The sequence below is a fragment of the Amycolatopsis lurida genome (genome assembly GCF_900105055.1).
Lineage (GTDB): Bacteria > Actinomycetota > Actinomycetes > Mycobacteriales > Pseudonocardiaceae > Amycolatopsis > Amycolatopsis lurida.
Genome location: NZ_FNTA01000004.1, coordinates 6,247,018 through 6,266,763, shown reverse-complemented (window position 1 = coordinate 6,266,763; position 19,746 = coordinate 6,247,018). Strand labels below are relative to the sequence as shown.

General features: G+C 66.2%; 1 protein-coding gene (only partly in view). It reads right to left on the bottom strand.

Annotated features, from left to right (window positions below):
• On the bottom strand, positions 1-19,746 hold the beginning of the coding sequence (locus BLW75_RS34920; protein ID WP_091599036.1) for a protein-glutamine glutaminase family protein. Its footprint begins 30,537 nt before the window's first position; only the first 19,746 of its 50,283 coding nucleotides appear in the window; the start codon lies at positions 19,744-19,746; its stop codon lies off the left edge, out of view.

Here is a 19,746-nt window from a genome sequence, read left to right as displayed (position 1 = left end):
CGGTTTTTGGTCTTGTGTATCGATCGTCACGGAAGCCGGCGAACTCTCCTCCTTCCACTCCCGCCGCGCAGGCAACAACGTCTCCCTGGGCTCCAAAAGCCGCGGACGCACATCCAGATCAGCTGTCCACGACGGCACCACCAACGGCGACACCCCCGGCACCACCACGCCCGCCGGCACCGGATGTGGCATCCCATCACCCACCCTCACCGAAGCCGCCGCCGCCCCCTGCGGCCACCACTCGTCCACACGCGCCACCACATCCACCCGCGGCGCGATCCGGTCACCCACCGTCTCCGCGAAAACCCGGCCCGCCAGCCCTGTCAGGTATTCCTCACGCTGCCCACTCAGCGTTTCCTCACCACGCCCCGCCACCAACTCCACCGAGACCCCGACCTGAGTGACCAGATCAACCACCTCACCACCCCGCGCCTCAGCACCCAACGCCTCATCCAGTTCAACCTTCGCCCGCTCCGCAGCATCCGCGAACATCAACCCCAGCTTCCACTCCGCCGTCTGCCGCAGCTCTGCCTCCCCCGGCTCAAAAACCGCATTCATCATCCGCATCGCCCGATACCCGGCAACCGAACCACCCGCATCAGGCCGCACCCACAACACCAACGCGAAATTACGATCTTGCTTCACCGTCACCGACACCAGCGCGCCCGGATGATCCACCGACCGCTTCGACCCATCAGGAGCCTTCAGCGCACCCAGGACCAGATCCCGGGTCTCGTCCTTCAACCGGGCAACGCCCTCCGGAGCCCCCGGCAGGGTCTGCACTGTGCGGATCAGATGGAGATCGAACGGCTCGAGATCGTTCTCCTCGCGGCTCCGCGCAAGCGGCTTGAACTCGGCAACCCACTCGTCGAAGGCCGACTGCAAATCCTCGCCTGGAATTCCATCCAGCGGGTAACGGCCAACCCACTGCAACCCCGGAGACCCTATCCCCTGTGTCAAAGCCCGTACACTTAGATCGACCAGAGTTCGCTCCCGAACCCGAATCGGAACCGGCTTCCCTGCGGGGGCAGGGATGTCCGCCCCGACTTCCAGACGCACGACTGTCTGCTGCCGGCTCCGCGCAGCCACCACCACGCTCACCTTAGGACGGATGACCGTCATTCCGGCGGGCAGTGTTTCCTTCTGCCGGGCCAGCGCCTCGTCCACGATCCCGTTCAGCAGGTCACGAAGATACGTCCGCCGCCCTTCGCTCCATTTAGTCGGCTCTGAGAAAATCTTCTGGATTTCCGCCGTGATGGGCTCCACCACCGCAGTCCGGTTCCCAGCCTCCCTCGCCTGCGCGACCGCACGTTCCACCGCCCCGAACACCACCTGCCGCACATCCCACACCGCCGCGTCCACCAACCGGGCAAGCCCTCGAACGAACTCCGCCCCCTCCAGCACCCGAAGCCTGCGATAATCAGCAGCCGTCCAGTCAGGATGAGGATCCGGATGCAGTGTCACCCAGAAACCGGTGGACGCGCCCTCTTTTCCGTCCTTTGAACGTAGTCTCCAGCTGCCTACCGGGAACGTCAGGCCAAGCTCGGCCACGTCCACCGGAACCTGCCTCTTCTCCCGCTCCGAGGCCATAGCGGCGGTGAAAGACTTCCTCAAATGCGCCGCCAGGTTGGCTCCAGGTTTACCGCCACCCTCTTCGACTGGCCCCGAGACGGTGAAGGCAGGCCGCAGATCCAGTGGACGCCCCTGCCGGTCATGTCCTTTGAAAGCCGCCGGAACCAAATCCTTCACCCAGGCATCGAGATCGGCCCGACCAGCAGGAGGGATATCGTCGCTCGCGATCACCTTGGCGGCACGCCACTCCGTTCGTTCTCCCGCACCGACTTCCTCCACCACGAACACGCGCGCGGGGACTTCCACAAGTTGTGACGAACCTTTGTACCTCACCGCCACCCGAGGCGTGAACTTCTCGCGATCCGGCAATGTAAGACCTTGCGATTCCAGGCCATCAAAGAATTCGGATACGCCTTCGCCGAAAAGCTCCTCAAAATACTGGACAGGATCGTCGGTTATGTTCTTCTTGTGGTTAATTTCAACGTGAAACATCGGCATTTCTGCCGACTCGACAAAGGCCCGCTCCGCAGCCCCAGCCGCCATCAACCGGACCTGATCCTCATGCACCAAAGGCAGCTTATTCGTACGCGCCAGATAGGTGACATCGAGCGCCCTACGCTCTCGGTAGTCAGCCAGCGGCACACCTTCGCCGTCCAGATACCGCACCAGCTCCAACCTGGCCGCACCCGACTTTAGATATGACGCCAGCACCTTGGTGATCCTCGGAAGCTGACCGGCTCCGCTTTCACCACCACCCAGCACTTCAACCAGCTGGCGATGGGCTGCATCAAGCCTGCCGAGAGCGAGGCCCAGATGCCCACTGGGCGGGTGAACCGTATGAAGTATCAGCCGGAAGTCACCGTCAATGCGCTGCTGCTCCACCCGCTTCCGCTGCTGCTCCACGAAGTCCGGCCTGACCTCGACAGCAATCCTCGCCAGGTCAGCAGGTGCAATCGCCTCCGATTTCGGCTCGAATTGACCGACCCACAACTGCTTACGATCGCCCGCGACGCTCGCACGCTGGTCACCCGCCTCCGCCGCGGCGTTCTCCGCTTGCAGCCGCCACCTTGCCGGCATGCGCTCCCCGACCATGCGGTCACCGGCCAGCTTCCCCACAGCCTTACCCGTAACGCTCCGCCCTGTGCGTGGATCCGTGACGCCGTCCAACCCCAGCACCCACTGCTTCACCAGCTCCGCCATCTTGCCCGAGGGCTTCGCCCCCCGCGCCGGAACCACATACCCCTCAGGTAACTGGCCACTTACCCGCTCCAACTCATCCCGCAACGTCTTCCCCGAATTCCAATCCTCCGGCCGCCACTCCAGCAACTTCTGAACAACCGGATGAGAACCCTCCGTCACATCCGACGGTGGAGCCAAATGCACCAAATCATCCAAGCCATAACGAGCCGGCGCATCATCCGGGAACGGCACGCTAACGTTCGACGGCTGTTCCGTGCCTCCCTCCATAACCTCCACCCAGCCGCTGCCCGGTGTCTCAACAAACGACGGCACACTGGTGGTCGCGTCATACACCACCGATCCCACACGGCCCGCGCGCCCCGACAATCCTGCCGGCTCATCGAAACCGAAAAACACATAATCCACCGGCCGTAGCACCGGCACCCGGGTCGCCTCACGCAGTGCCCGTGCAAACTCCGGCAAAAAGTCCGCGTTGCACGCCCACACCCGCACCGTGTCTGCACGGTTCCACTCCGCCGACCGCAACGCCTCCGCCGCCGCCTGCTCATCACGCATCCCATGACCGGCCAGCACCAGATTGAACTCACCGACCACCCGCGGCAGCCACCGCGCGACCTTGGCCAGCGCCGGACCACCATCACCCACCACCACCCCCGACCGCACCCCCCTCACCGCAACCCCGCTCGCCGACGGCAACATCTCAAACGGCGGCTCCTCACCCCCCTCCCGACCCAACCGCGACAGCTCCCGCCCCCGACCCATCGCCATCTCCATCTCACCCCGACGAACCGGCGAGACCCCACCAAACTCCGCCACACCAAACCCGCCATCACCCCACCCGGCGAAGTCCGGCACACCAAAACCCACATCACCCAGCCCCGACCCAAACTCAAACCCCACCCCAACCTCATCACCAAACAACTCCCCCAGCGCGGCGAAATCATTCGCACCCGCGGCAAAGGACGGCACATCACCGAAACCGGCCTGCTCGTCGTATGGAGCGACACTATCCAGCCCATCCGGGAAGAAGCCGCCGCTGTAATCGCCCTCGTCCAAGCGAGCCTGGAAATCCTCCATGACCACATCAACCGGATCATCCGCCCTCGCCGACGGCGACGGTGAGTGCTCGACTGGCGCAAACTCCTCGAAGGCGGCCTCGGTCTCTTCGGACCCGGCCCGCGTACCCGGCGTTATCGCCCCACGGTCCTGGGACGAGCCGGCCACACCAACACCCAACCCGTCCTCGCTCGGTGACCCACCCCGACCAGCACGGGCCGCGGCGCGCACTTCCCCGGCAGCGTCCAGCGTCGTCGCGGCCTCAACAGACGGCTCAACCAAGCGGAGCCCGACTTCCAGACGCACGACTGTCCGCTGCCGGCGCTGTGTAGCCGCCGCCACCACGCTCACCTTAGGACGGATGACCGTCATTCCGGCCGGCAGTGTTTCCTTCTGCCGGGCCAGCGCCTCATCCACGATCCCGTTCAGCAGGTCACGAAGATACGTCCGCCGCCCTTCGCTCAATTTAGTCGGCTCTGAGAAAATCTTCTGGATTTCCGCCGTGATGGGCTCCACCACCGCAGTCCGGTTCCCAGCCTCCCTCGCCTGCGCGACCGCACGTTCCACCGCCCCGAACACCACCTGCCGCACATCCCACACCGCCGCGTCCACCAACCGGGCAAGCCCTCGAACGAACTCCGCCCCCTCCAGCACCCGAAGCCTGCGATAATCAGCAGCCGTCCAGTCAGGATGAGGATCCGGATGCAGTGTCACCCAGAAACCGGTGGACGCGCCCTCTTTTCTGTCCGTTGAGTTCAGTGTCCAGCTGCCTACCGGGAACGTCAGGCCAAGCTCGGCCACGTCCACCGGAACCTGCCTCTTCTCCCGCTCCGAGGCCATAGCGGCGGTGAAAGACTTCCTCAAATGCGCCGCCAGGTTGGCTCCAGGTTTACCGCCACCCTCTTCGACTCGGGTCCCCCCCGAGACGATGAAGGCAGGCCGCAGATCCAGTGGACGCCCCTGCCGGTCATGTCCTTTGAAAGCCGCCGGAACCAAATCCTTCACCCAGGCATCGAGATCGGCCCGACCAGCAGGAGGGATATCGTCACCCGCATACTTCTTGGCGGCACGCCACTCCGTTCGTTCTCCCGCACCGACTTCCTCCACCACGAACACGCGCGCGGGGACTTCCACAAGTTGTGACGAACCTTTGTACCTCACCGTCACCCGAGGCGTGAACTTCTGGCGATCCGGAAATGTAAGACCTTGCGATTCCAGGCCATCAAAGAATTCGGATACGCCTTCGCCGAAAAGCTCCTCAAAATACTGGGGGACAGGATCGTCGGCCGTGTTCTTCTTGTGGTTAATTTCAACGTGAAACATCGGCAGTTCTGCCGACTCGACAAAGGCCCGCTCCGCAGCCCCAGCCGCCATCAACCGGACCTGATCCTCATGCACCAAAGGCAGCTTATTCGTACGCGCCAGATAGGTGACATCGAGCGCCCTACGCTCTCGGTAGTCAGCCAGCGGCACACCTTCGCCGTCCAGATACCGCACCAGCTCCAACCTGGCCGCACCCGACTTTAGATATGACGCCAGCACCTTGGTGATCCTCGGAAGCTGACCGGCTCCGCTTTCACCACCACCCAGCACTTCAACCAGCTGGCGATGGGCTGCATCAAGCCTGCCGAGAGCGAGGCCTAGATGCCCGCGGCGCGGGGGAACCATATAAAGTATCAGCCGGAAGTCACCGTCAATGCGCTGCTGCTCCACCCTCTTCCGCTGCTGCTCCACGAAGTCCGGCCTGACCTCGACAGCAATCCTCGCCAGGTCAGCAGGTGCAATCTTCTTCAATTTCGGCTCGAATTGACCGACCCACAACTGCTTACGGTCGCCCGCGACGCTCGCACGCTGGTCACCCGCCTCCGCCGCGGCCTTCTTCGCTTGCATCCGCCAGATCGCTGGCATGCCCACCGCGACCATGCGGTCGCCGGCCAGCTTCACCACAGCCTTACCCGTAACGTTCCGCCCTGTGCGTGGATCCGTGACGCCGTCCAACCCCAGCACCCACTGCTTCACCAGTCGGGCCATCTTGCCCGAGGGCTTCGCCCCCCGCGCCGGAACCACATACCCCTCAGGTAACTGGCCACTTACCCGCTCCAACTCATCCCGCAACGTCTTCCCCGAATTCCAATCCTCCGGCCGCCACTCCAGCAACTTCTGAACAACCGGATGAGAACCCTCCGTCACATCCGACGGTGGAGCCAAATGCACCAAATCATCCAAGCCATAACGAGCCGGCGCATCATCCGGGAACGGCACGCTAACGTTCGACGGCTGTTCCGTGCCTCCCTCCATAACCTCCACCCAGCCGCTGCCCGGTGTCTCAACAAACGACGGCACACTGGTGGTCGCGTCATACACCACCGATCCCACACGGCCCGCGCGCCCCGACAATCCTGCCGGCTCATCGAAACCGAAAAACACATAATCCACCGGCCGTAGCACCGGCACCCCGGTCGCCTCACGCAGTGCCCGTGCAAACTCCGGCAAAAAGTCCGCGTTGCCCGCCCACACCCGCACCGTGTCTGCACGGTTCCACTCCGCCCACCGCAACGCCTCCGCCGCCGCCTGCTCATCACGCATCCCATGACCGGCCAGCACCAGATTGAACTCACCGACCACCCGCGGCAGCCACCGCGCGACCTTGGCCAGCGCCGGACCACCATCACCCACCACGACCCCCGACCGCACCCCCCTCACCGCAACCCCGCTCGCCGACGGCAACGTCTCAAACGGCGGCTCCTCACCCCCCTCCCGACCCAACCGCGACAGCTCCCGCCCCCGACCCATCGCCATCTCCATCGCACCCCGACGACCCGGCGAGACCCCACCAAACTCCGCCACACCAAACCCGCCATCACCCCACCCAGCGAAGTCCGGCACACCAAAACCCACATCACCCAGCCCCGACCCAAACTCAAACCCCACCCCAACCCCATCACCAAACAACTCCCCCAGCGCGGCGAAATCATTCGCACCCGCGGCAAAGGACGGCACATCACCGAAACCGGCCTGCTCGTCGTATGGAGCGACACTATCCAGCCCATCCGGGAAGAAGCCGCCGCTGTAATCGCCCTCGTCCAAGCGAGCCTGGAAATCCTCCATGACCACATCAACCGGATCATCCGCCCTCGCCGACGGCGACGGCGAGTGCTCGACTGGCGCAAACTCCTCGAAGGCGGCCTCGGTCTCTTCGGACCCGGCCCGCGTACCCGGCGTTACCGCCCCACGGTCCTGGGACGGGCCGGCCACACCAACACCCAACCCGTCCTCGCTCGGTGACCCACCCCGACCAGCACGGGCCGCGGCGCGCACTTCCCCGGCAGCGTCCAGCGTCGTCGCGGCCTCAGCAGACGGCTCAACCAAGCGGAGCCCGACTTCCAGACGCACGACTGTCTGCTGCCGGCTCGGCGCAGCCACCACCACGCTCACCTTAGGACGGATGACCGTCATTCCGGCGGGCAGTGTTTCCTTCTGCCGGGCCAGCGCCTCGTCCACGATCCCGTTCAGCAGGTCACGAAGATACGTCCGCCGCCCTTCGCTCCATTTAGTCGACTCTGAGAAAATCTTCTGGATTTCCGCCGTGATGGGCTCCACCACCGCAGTCCGGTTCCCAGCCTCCCTCGCCTGCGCGACCGCACGTTCCACCGCCCCGAACACCACCTGCCGCACATCCCACACCGCCGCGTCCACCAACCGGGCAAGCCCTCGAACGAACTCCGCCCCCTCCAGCACCCGAAGCCTGCGATAATCAGCAGCCGTCCAGTCAGGATGAGGATCCGGATGCAGTGTCACCCAGAAACCGGTGGACGCGCCCTCTTTTCCGTCCTTTGAACGTAGTCTCCAGCTGCCTACCGGGAACGTCAGGCCAAGCTCGGCCACGTCCACCGGAACCTGCCTCTTCTCCCGCTCCGAGGCCATAGCGGCGGTGAAAGACTTCCTCAAATGCGCCGCCAGGTTGGCTCCAGGTTTACCGCCACCCTCTTCGACTGGCCCCGAGACGGTGAAGGCAGGCCGCAGATCCAGTGGACGCCCCTGCCGGTCATGTCCTTTGAAAGCCGCCGGAACCAAATCCTTCACCCAGGCATCGAGATCGGCCCGACCAGCAGGAGGGATATCGTCGCTCGCGATCACCTTGGCGGCACGCCACTCCGTTCGTTCTCCCGCACCGACTTCCTCCGTTCGTTCTCCCGCACCGACTTCCTCCACCACGAACACGCGCGCGGGAACTTCCACAAGTTGTGACGAACCTTTGTACCTCACCGTCACCCGAGGCGTGAACTTCTCGCGATCCGGCAATGTAAGACCTTGCGATGCCAGGCCATCAAAGAATTTGGATACGCCTTCGCCGAAAAGCTCCTCAAAATACTGGACAGGATCGTCGGTTATGTTCTTCTTGTGGTTAATTTCAACGTGAAACATCGGCATTTCTGCCGACTCGACAAAGGCCCGCTCCGCAGCCCCAGTCGCCATCAACCGGACCTGATCCTCATGCACCAAAGGCAGCTTATTCGTACGCACCAGATAGGTGACATCGAGCGCCCTACGCTCTCGGTAGTCAGCCAGCGGCACACCTTCGCCGTCCAGATACCGCACCAACTCCAACCTGGCCGCACCCGACCTTAGATATGACGCCAGCACCTTGGTGATCCTCGGAAGCTGACCGGCTCCGCTTTCACCACCACCCAGCACTTCAACCAGCTGGCGATGGGCTGCATCAAGCCTGCCGAGAGCGCGGCCGTGCCCGCTGGGCGGGTGAACCGTATGAAGTATCAGCCGGAAGTCACCGTCAATGCGCTGCTGCTCCACCCTCTTCCGCTGCTGCTCCACGAAGTCCGGCCTGACCTCGACAGCAATCCTCGCCAGGTCAGCAGGTGCAATCGCCTCCGATTTCGGCTCGAATTGACCGACCCACAACTGCTTACGGTCGCCCGCGACGCTCGCACGCTGGTCACCCGCCTCCGCCGCGGTGTTCTTCGCTTGCATCCGCCAGATCGCTGGCATGCGCTCCCCGACCATGCGGTCACCGGCCAGCTTCCCCGCAGCCTTACCCGTAACGTTCCGCCCTGTGCGTGGATCCGTGACGCCGTCCAACCCCAGCACCCATTGCTTCACCAGCTCCGCCATCTTGCCCGAGGGCTTCGCCCCCCGCGCCGGAACCACATACCCCTCAGGTAACTGGCCACTTACCCGCTCCAACTCATCCCGCAACGTCTTCCCCGAATTCCAATCCTCCGGCCGCCACTCCAGCAACTTCTGAACAACCGGATGAGAACCCTCCGTCACATCCGACGGTGGAGCCAAATGCACCAAATCATCCAAGCCATAACGAGCCGGCGCATCATCCGGGAACGGCACGCTAACGTTCGACGGCTGTTCCGTGCCTCCCTCCATAACCTCCACCCAGCCGCTGCCCGGTGTCTCAACAAACGACGGCACACTGGTGGTCGCGTCATACACCACCGATCCCACACGGCCCGCGCGCCCCGACAATCCTGCCGGCTCATCGAAACCGAAAAACACATAATCCACCGGCCGTAGCACCGGCACCCGGGTCGCCTCACGCAGTGCCCGTGCAAACTCCGGCAAAAAGTCCGCGTTGCCCGCCCACACCCGCACCGTGTCTGCACGGTTCCACTCCGCCGACCGCAACGCCTCCGCCGCCGCCTGCTCATCACGCATCCCATGACCGGCCAGCACCAGATTGAACTCACCGACCACCCGCGGCAGCCACCGCGCGACCTTGGCCAGCGCCGGACCACCATCACCCACCACCACCCCCGACCGCACCCCCCTCACCGCAACCCCGCTCGCCGACGGCAACGTCTCAAACGGCGGCTCCTCACCCCCCTCCCGACCCAACCGCGACAGCTCCCGCCCCCGACCCATCGCCATCTCCATCTCACCCCGACGAACCGGCGAGACCCCACCAAACTCCGCCACACCAAACCCGCCATCACCCCACCCGGCGAAGTCCGGCACATCAAAACCCACATCACCCAGCCCCGACCCAAACTCAAACCCCTCACCACCAAAGAACGGGTCCATGGCGCCAAAACCACTCACATCTACCTCAAACGACGACACACCCGAAAACCCGTCGGCACCAATCGCCGACGACAGACCAAGGCTCGCCATCACCGCATCAGCATCAAATCTCTCCTGACCACCACCCAGCACTGGCTGCTCCGGCTCGAAATAGACGGCGCCCGAATCCGGCGACTCAGCCGGAACCGCGTCGCCTTCACGTGTGCCACCGGGACTCGCCAGCCCACGCCCTGCCGCGGCAAGCCCCTCCAGCGCAGGACCACCGCCGTCCAGTACCAGTGCATCCGGCTCGTCCAGCACGTCGCCTTCCGGCTCACCGGACGCCTTCCACCGAGAGCTGCCGCGACCCGCCCCGGCCGCGGCGCCGCCGTCGGAACTTCCGCCTGCCTCGCTGCGGGCTCCTCGCGCACCGCGAGTTCGTGGCGCCTCCACGCGTCCCGCAAGCGCGCGTGCCAGGTCCACCACGCGTTGCTCGGCGGCGGGGAGGTCCAAGCCGTTCTCATAGTCGGTTGTCCGTCGGGCGGTCACGATCGTTCTGAACACCCCGTCCCGGCTGATCAGGCCACGCTGAGCCGCGGAAACAGGTGCGATGAAAGTCTGGGTTTGGTAAACGTCGGACAACAGCTGCCCGGCACGGACGGCCAAGGCGTCTGCCACGTGCGCAGGCAGTTTGGACGCAGCCAGCGCACTCCGGGCCTGCTGCCATTGCCGCACGATGTCGGCGGGCAGCGACTCGGCCACGCCGGGAAGCAGTTGCCCCGTGCTCGTCCCATCGGCATCCGCGATCGCCCCGTCGCCGGCCAGGACCACGCCGTCCCCGACCAGCTCCCGCGGCCTCCAATCCGGATCGTCCTCGCCCTCCGACGCCTTCGGAGCCGGTCCAGCGGGGTGCGATCCGGTACTCGAGCCGGCTTCGACCCAGTCGCGGGTGATCGCGTCATCACCGCCGAAGCCCGTCAGCGCCTCGACCGCGGCCTCATAGGCGGACTTCGTGACGGTAACGCCATCCGCCTGCGGACCGGGCGATTGGTCGAACTCCGACAGCATGTCCGCCAGACCCTGCAACGAGTTGGCGGCCTCCAGCTCGGAGTAGCGGCGGGGCAGTATGTCGCGCAGATAGGCGGCGAGCCGCGGCTGAGACTCCAGCAGTCCGAGGTTACCGCTCAGCGCTCCGGACACCATCTCGTAGACGGCGTCTTCGTCGTGACCCGAGAGCGGACCATCCGCTTGCAGCTCCTGCTTACGATTCCTTACAAGCTCCTGCACTTGCGCGGACAACTTCCTCTGCCCAACGATACCTGAATAATAGACAAGGTTGAACTCAACTGAATTCATGTGGATTTCGTCGAGATCTTCTAAGTATGACAGCAGAGGACCTGGCTCTTTTCGCACGATATCGCTATGAACGTGAAGATCCGTGACAACGGCATACGGTGCAATCATGTAACCTGAGTCGGCCCACAATATTTCCTCGCCTCGAAGATGATCCATGGCGGACCTAACATATTGCTGGGGGCCCTCAATAACTGACTCCACCGCAAGGCTGATTCCCATCTGGGTGAACCATTCGACCTGTCGCAATGGACGTTCGGACAGGCTACTGTCGAACACCATCCACTCAGGACCATTTGGGCCGCGTACGTACACCAATGGCGCCGTGTGGTAGTTCCACGCGAGTTCACGCGGCGAGCCGTCCGGTTCAGTGGTTTCCACGCGCAAGCCCGTCCCGGAAGCCACGAAGATCTTACGCGGGTGTGCACCTAACTGGATGAGCTTCAAAGCGGCGAGGTGTCCTCGCGTGTAGCAGCCATCGTCACCATAATCATGCGGGACAGGGATATCGCCATACTTGAAATCCATAGTGAGATTTCGCAGTGCCCGCATCCACTCCAGCGCAGTCTCCCATTCCACGACGGCGGGTACGGCGTTGTCCTGCCACGCCGTCACCTCCGGCGCCGGCAATCCGAAAAGGTGCTCGATGAACTCGCGCTCGGCAGGCAAAGCCGTCGCGAGATCTATTAGTAGCTCTCGCCCCGGCGTGTCGCTCCCGGCGGTCAGCCGGCGATAGGCTTCCCGGACCGCCCACACAGTGCGCATATTGCGGTCAAGTCGGGCGAAGAGATCCACTGCCACGCTCTCCAGCCCCGAATCGACCCACGTCTTGAGCTCGGCGGCGAAAGCACGCACCGGCTCCTGATCGTGCGGCATAGCGGGCACGTCCGTGTACACCCGCGGTGTCGGCAGCTGCTCTTCCGTCGGGAGCAGTTCGCTGGCCGAAATCAACCCGAGCCGCTCCAGCAACCGATGCGCTTGCACCGCGTCCAGCCGTTCACTCTTCCCTGCGAGGTAGACCACAGCTGCCAGATCGACCCCGTCGACCTGCTTGAACGCGGCCCTGAGCGCGCTACTGTCCCGGCCGGGGGCAGCCTGCCGGACGATATCCAGGACCGCCCGGAAATCCACCCGCGGTTCGCCGGCGAGCACCTCGTTCAGCCGCGCAACGTAACGCTTGTGATCCTCCCGCACCACCACATCGGCATCGCCGCCCACCTCCGCCGGCGAGCCCGACCCACCCCCCTCGACCCGCTGCCGCTTACCCCCACCATCATCAGCAACATCCGGCGCACCACGCTTACGCGACCCCAGCGACTCCGGCCTCTGCTCCGCCACACCACCCGACGCAGCCCTTTTCTCTTCGGTTGCCGACGGCTCGGAACGGGCATCCGGGAAAACAGCTCCCTGCCCCGCCGGCGAGCCCGACCCACCCCCCTCGACCCGCTGCCGCTTACCCCCACCATCATCAGCAACATCCGGCGCACCACGCTTACGCGACCCCAGCGACTCCGGCCTCTGCTCCGCCACACCACCCGACGCAGCCCTTTTCTCTTCGGTTGCCGACGGCTCGGAACGGGCATCCGGGAAAACAGCTCCCTGCCCCGCTGGCGAGGTGCCAGAGGGTCCGGCGGCGCCTTCAGACCGCTCATCCCCAGACTCCGATCGATCCTGTTTTGCCCACGAAGGCGCACCGCCGGGGAGGCCATAGGCACGCCGCGTCCCCAGCGGCCCGGCCAGCCCCTTGGCCAGCTCCCGCGCTTCGACGCCCTGCCCCATGGCCAGCCGATGCGCCACCACCGACTCCACCGCGTCGATGACCGATCGCCGTTCGCGGTCCTGCGCGGTCGCCTGCATCAGCGGGATGCGGTGGAATCCCGACACGATCGAGGCTGCCTGCGCCAGTAGCTTCTCCACACGATCTTGCGGCAGCTTGCCCAGGCGCTTCGAAGCCCGGGCGGCCTCTTCGTTCAGCCACTCGCGCGCCTCCGCCGGAGCCGACGGGAACGCCGGCACGTCGGTCTTCCCAGCCACAGCACCGGGCGCCTCCGCCGGGGGGGTCGAGTGCTCGGACGGCGGTTCACTTTGCGGCGCAACCGGGCCCTGCGCAGGCTCGGCCGAACTCGCGCCGGAACCGTGGGCCTCAGCCGTCTGAGTGAACGTGTCGTACAAACCTGCGGTTGCCGCGGTGAGGTGGTCCAGCCACTTCAGCCAAGCCTCATCCACCTCATAACCAGTCCCCGTCCCGGCCCGCAGAGCAGCCATCAAGACATCGAACTCGGCGTGACGGGCCGCAACGAACTCACCATGTAATTGCTGGACCACCGAGTCCGGCAGGGTCAATCCCGGGCCGCCCTGCTGCCAGCCGATCAGCTGCCCGGCGAACTCCTCATCAGCAGCCTCGAGCACATCAGCGACAGCCTCGTCGTAGGTGAGTCCCATCGCCGGCCGACCTGAAGCCTCGCCGCCGAACCTCGAATCTTGCCCCTCGACGGCCGGCTGCTCGGTGGACTGCCCGGTCGGTGCCGGCCGGTCGGGTGGCCGGGTACGGTCCTCCTCCCCCGGAGCACGGGTGGCCGGGGCAGGACCGGCCGGCGGCGCGTGGGGCTGGGCGGTCGTGGTGTCGACGGTGGGGTGCCCGGAGTTGGGCTGCAACGGCTTGACCAGGTCACGCAAGTCCTGCTCGGCCGTGGCCAACGCCTTGGCGTCGTCGGCCTCGACGGCGTTGGTGTACTTGATGACCGCCAGCTGGACATCCGGGTTGTCGGAGAGCCGGTAGATCTGGTCCTCCGGCGAAGAATAGTAAGCGACCTCGCCGCCGCCACCGCTGCGGGCGGCCCGGTTTTCGGCCTGCACGTCAATATCGGCCGAGATCTCGGAGTGCGCGGTGATCCGCACGAAGAGGTCCCCCCGCTCCTTCGCCTCCTTGGTCGTGCTGATGTCGACGCCGCGCGCGCCTTGCATGTTGATCACCAAGACCTTGCCCGGCGCGCCGGCCGCGTCGATGACCCGCTTGAATTCCTCGTCGAAGTTCTTGCCCTGCTGCACCTGCCACTTGGCGTCGATCGCCTCGTGCGCGACACCCATCTCGGCGAACATGTCCGACAACTGGCGGACCTCGTCATTGGCGGTGGCCAAGATCAGCTGTGGCTGCTGCGAACCGCCCGGAGCCTGCATGGCCTGGACATCCTGGGCGATCTGGGCCAGTTTCGCGTCCCTGTCGGCCGCCACCACGTCGGCGGACTTCCTCAATCGTGACTCGTAGTAGCGCGGCATGTCCTCGACTTCGGCCGACATGCCCTTCTCGGCGAACTTCGCGCCGTGCCCGTTCGCCGTCCCCGACGCCCCCGTCTTCTGCCCGTATTCCTTCATCGACAAAAGCTCGTGCGCGGTTACACTCTTGCTGCTCGCCGAGTCGCTGCGGATCTGCAGCCCGTGCTTAAACTCCACCGCCTGCGCCAGCCCCCCGTTCCACCGGCTTTCCGAGCTGGTCTCCGGGTTGAACAGAACGTTGTGGGTGGTCTGATCGATGATGTAGATCTTGCCTTCGTGCTCGACGTAGTGCACATTTTCCCGGTATTCCCACCGGGCAGCAGCAGCCATGTTGACCCGGGAGACTTCTTCATCGGACAGCGAACGGCCCAGCAGCAGTTCCACCTTTTCCCGGCCGGACTCGGTCAGCCTGGCCGCACCACCCGCCTGCCCTGGCCGGCGCCCGAAGTCCGCCTCCTGCAACCAGCCGCTGTCCATCCCGTCACGCACCAGGTCGTGCGCCCAGCCGACCTGCGCACTCACTTCCGGCGCGGCCGCCGACTGCACTCCCTCGCTCAGGATGTACTGCGAGTTCGAGTAGACCAGCGCTTCGTCGATCTCATCGATGCTCACCGAGAGCACCATCGGGTCTTTCTTGCTCTGCTGACCCGGCAACGTCTCATGCCGCAGGTAGGTGAACCCGACGTCCTCCGCCGTACCCAAGTACACCGTCGGCCGCCCCGCTTGCGGTGTCGGCGGCGGCTTGTCCGGGTCCAGCCGGTGCACGTCGACTCCCAGTGCTCCCAGCATCTCCTTGTAGTGAGCCAGCTCCCGATCCGCCAGGTTGCCCCGGGTCGTGGTTACCTGAACGCCGTCCACGCCGGGCCGCATCGCGTTCACGGCCGCGTGCGCGAAGAAAAGCCACGACTTTCCCTCACCCGCCGCCATGTTTACCACTTGCCCCTTGCCGAACGCGTGCACCGCCGACACCTGCGTCCACCGCAGGGCGATCCCCTTCTTCCGCCGGATCAGCTCGAACACCGCGGCGAACGCGTCGGCTTCCGGCCCCCGCGAATACAGATCCTTCAGCTTAGCGTCGCTCAAGGCGGTCAGCCGAAATTCTTCCGGGATGTCCGAACCTGAACGCGCCGCGATGTCCCACAACGTCAAAGACGCGTCATGCGCCTTGTTCGCGCTCGCCAGCCATGCCTCGTACGCCACCGCATCGGTCGCGTGCTCCACCCAGCCGCCACCATCCTCGGGCACAAACACCCGCGGCTTCGGCAACCACTTGCCCTGCTCATCCTTCAGCTGCCGATACGCCACCACCTTTTCCCCACCGCCATGGCGGTCGACCACCACTTCGCTCTCCGGCGGCAGCTCCGCCAGCAACGAGCCGTCCGTGCGCGCCAACTCTTGCCGAACGTCCGTCTTCCGTGCCCGAACGTCGCCCGCCTGTGCCCGTGGCGGCGACCACGAACCCTCGAGTCCGCGCTCAAAACTGACGCCGGTCTCGAGCACCACGTGCCGCAGGTCGCCCCTCACGTCGACCACCGCACGCGCCCCTGGAGGCACCGCCACCGGCTCTGCCCCGGCGCGCTCCAGCACGCCGGGCCCCTCCGCCCGATACCACCCGTCCGCGCCCCGCGACCACGACGTTCCCAGCCCCGGCAACCGCTGCGGCCACGTCACCTCACCCGACGGGCCCGCCACAACCGCAGGGGGCTTCGGCTCCTCTTGCGGGCGCGAATCGGGCGCCTCCGTGGGAGTGTCGCGGATCGTTTTGTCGATCGCCGCGATATCCGCGTCACCCAGCCTGCCACCCGGCCCGCTGCCCGGCCGTCCAGGCACCGTTTTCCGCGCCGCCCCGTCGACCCCGACGAACTTCAGCAGACTGCCCACGACCGCGTCCGTGTTCCCCAATGGCCAGGTCAGCTGACCGATCCGGCCCCGCTCCGCGACCACCTCGACCGGCACGCGCCTGGAGGCATCCTGCTGCCAGCCCGGCCGCGGCCCGTTGGGCGTCCCGGCGTCGAGCACCACGTGCAGCTGGTCCCCGTTGGGGAACCGGTGCCGTCCGTTGACGCGCTCGTCCAGCGTTCGCTGTACGTTCCGCGCCACCTCCCGACGCGTCTTCGCGTCGACCTTGCCCGATGCCGACACGAGATCCACGGGCACCGACAGCTCACGCACCCACTGGCCCTCCCCGACCTCGCCACGCCGCACATCGAAACGGGTTTGCGCGATCCCGTTCCCATCGAGCCGCTCCCCCCGGTGCCGTGTCGGCGGCACCGACTCGCGCACCGCGTTCCACTCGGCGACAGCCACCGGACCCGCCCCGGACCCCGCCGGGCGGCCGTCGTGAGCCGGCCCCGACTGCACGTCCGGCCGACTCAGCGCCAGCTGAGCCGCCACCGCCGCCGCTTGCGGGTCGGCGGCATCCCGGGAACCGGTGTTTTCACCCGGCTTGGCCTGCGGCCGTCCGGCCTTGTCCGGAATCCGGCTTTCCACCGCGTGCGCCGGTTCCAAGGACACCCGGCTGCCCTGCGTCCCGTCGGCGCCGGGCCGGGCCGGGCCGTCACCCGCCGACCTCCCCGCCGTCCCCGGAGCAGAAGAAGACGTGACCGGTGGTCCGTCACCCCCGCCCTTCGGCGGCGGTCCTGCGGGCATCTGACCAGACCGGCCGCCCTCGGTCCGGACGGGCTGGGCGGCACCGTCACGACCACCGGCCGCGTGCTGCGCCGGAGTGGTCTCGCCGCGCAGAAACTGCTGCGCCGCCGACATGCCGGTCCCGGAAGTCTCGGCTCCCGGCCGGCTACCCGCACCGCTCCCGCTGCCCGACGCGGACAGCCCGGGCCGCAGACCTTCATGCCCCCCTGCCGGCACAACACCAGGTGCATCCGAGCGCCCACCCTGACCCACCGCCGGCTGCGCACCAGAACCAGACGGCTGCCCGCTCACCGTTCCCCCTGGCTGAACCGCCCCACCCTGACCCACCGCCGGCTGCGCACCAGAACCAGACGGCTGCCCGCTCACCGTTCCCCCTGGCTGAACCGCCCCACCCTGACCCACCGCCGGCTGCGCACCAGAACCAGACGGCTGCCCGCTCACCGTTCCCCCTGGCTGAACCGCCCCACCCTGACCCACCGCCGGACCGGCCACCGCGGGCCGTCCACCCTCCACACCACCCGGCTGAGCAGAACCCACGGGGTTCGCCGGTTGGGCCTGGCCGCCGGACGTCGCCGCAGCCGGCCGGACGTCGCCGCTCGAAGTAGAGGTGGGCGGGCCACCCGCCGTGGACGTGGCGGGCAGAGCCGCCGCTGAGCCCGGGCGCGCGGACTCGGCCACGTTCGACTGGCCCGGGCCACCCGTCTGCGAGGACGGCTGCCCTGGCGTGCCGGTGGCCGGACGCGCCGCCTGCTCCGACGACGACCCGCCAGTGCCGGCTGCGGGACGACTGTCAGCCGACGTTTGACCCGACGTACTGGTAGCCGGACGCCCGGCCTGCTCCGACGAGCCGCCCTGGGTTGCGGCAGGACGGTTGTCAGTACTCGACTGCGTCGACGTCTGCCCGGACGAGTTCCCCGCGAGGCCGCCTTCCCCGCCGGTTCCCAGCTGACCGGTGCCCGCGGATGGCTGGGTGCCGGCCGGAGTGAACAGCTGGCCCAGCTGAGTCCCCCCACTGACAACCGGTTGCTGCGCCACGGCGGACTGTTCGCCGTGCGCCGCCTGGCTGGCCGGGGTCTGCGTACCGCTGGTCTCGATGACTGCTCCGCGCTCTCCGGTGGTCTCGTGGGCGGGTGCCTGCGCACCCGTCGTCACCGTGGCCTGGGTCTGGCCGCCCGCCGCGGAAGTAGTGGGGATCTGGCCCTGCGCTGTCTCGACACCCTGCGCCTCACCATCGCCCGTCTGAGAACCCGCGCCCCTGCCCCCCACCGAACCAACCCGGCCATCACCCGACTGAGACCCCGGGCTCTGGCCACCGACCGTCCCAACACCCTGCGCCCGGCCGTCCCCCGCCTGAGTACCCGAACCCTGACCGCCGACCGCCCCCGCCTGACCATCACCTGACTGAGACCCAGGACTCTGCTCCCCGCCCGTCACGGTGCTCTGCTGCGGAATGACCAGCCGCGGCTTCTCGGCGGTGTCCGCCGTCCCTTCGTCATAAGCGGGCGGCTTCTCGTCCGGCGATGACCCTTGCCCTTCCTCAGCTGGCTTTTCGCCCGCCGCTCCCGGCTGGTCCGAACCTCCCGGAAAAGAGACGTCTCCGGGATTGAGGGTGGTCCCACCCTCGCCGCCCGAGCGGTCGGGCAACTGGGGACGGCCGTGCGGCGACAGTGCGCCCAGCAGACCACCCCAGAACGCGTCAGGGTTGTTGAGCACCGTGTTGATGATGGGGTTACTGATCGCGACCGAAAGCACCTGCCCCGTCGCGAATCCGAGATGTCCCAGCGCGACCAGCCCGCCCGGGATTTTCTTTCCGAACTGCGCGGCCGCGTCCTTCACCACGTGCACGATCACCGACGAACCCGCGGACGCCAACCCCGACGCCGCACCCCCGATCGCACCTCCGACGGCCGCCTGCCACACCGACGTGCCGTCGATGTGGTCGCGTTTGTGATCGAGCTTCTGGCCCAGCTGAGTGAAGTAGTCCACCGACGTCATCACCCCGGCGCCGATGGCCGCGGAAGCGCCGATTTCAATGGCTGCCTGCTGCGCATATGGCGCAATCCGCAGAATCGCGTTCTTCAGGCCCTGCTGCACCGCTGCCCAGCTGGCCTTCTCGATACCGAACGAAGCCAGCTTGGCCAACAACTGTTGGAATATCATCCTCATGGTCAGCTGGGTCGCAGCCTGGACCACGGGCGCCATCCACGCGAAAATCAGAGAGGCGATAAGGAGTGCGATCTGGACCAGCGCCATCAAGCCGGCCACGATCATCATAATCTGCGCTTTTTCCACATCCGCCGCGGAGTTGCGCAGCGCCGCCGACAGATCGTTGGCCGACGTCTGGAGCTGATCCAGGGACGGGGCTAACGTCCCGGTGAGCCACGTCCCCATTGCGTCCGCATATTCACCATCCATCGACCGATCAAGGTCGACCGCCCGCGCCCGCACATCCGCCGAGAAATTATCCAACGGCACAACCATGTCTGCCCACGCCTGTGACAACGCGCGCATACTGCGCACATTGCCCTCCGGCCATTCCATTCCCGCAATGACCTTGAAAAACTGCTGGAGTTCGGCGGGCAGCTTTACCGGCCCGTCCCCCGACTCGAACAC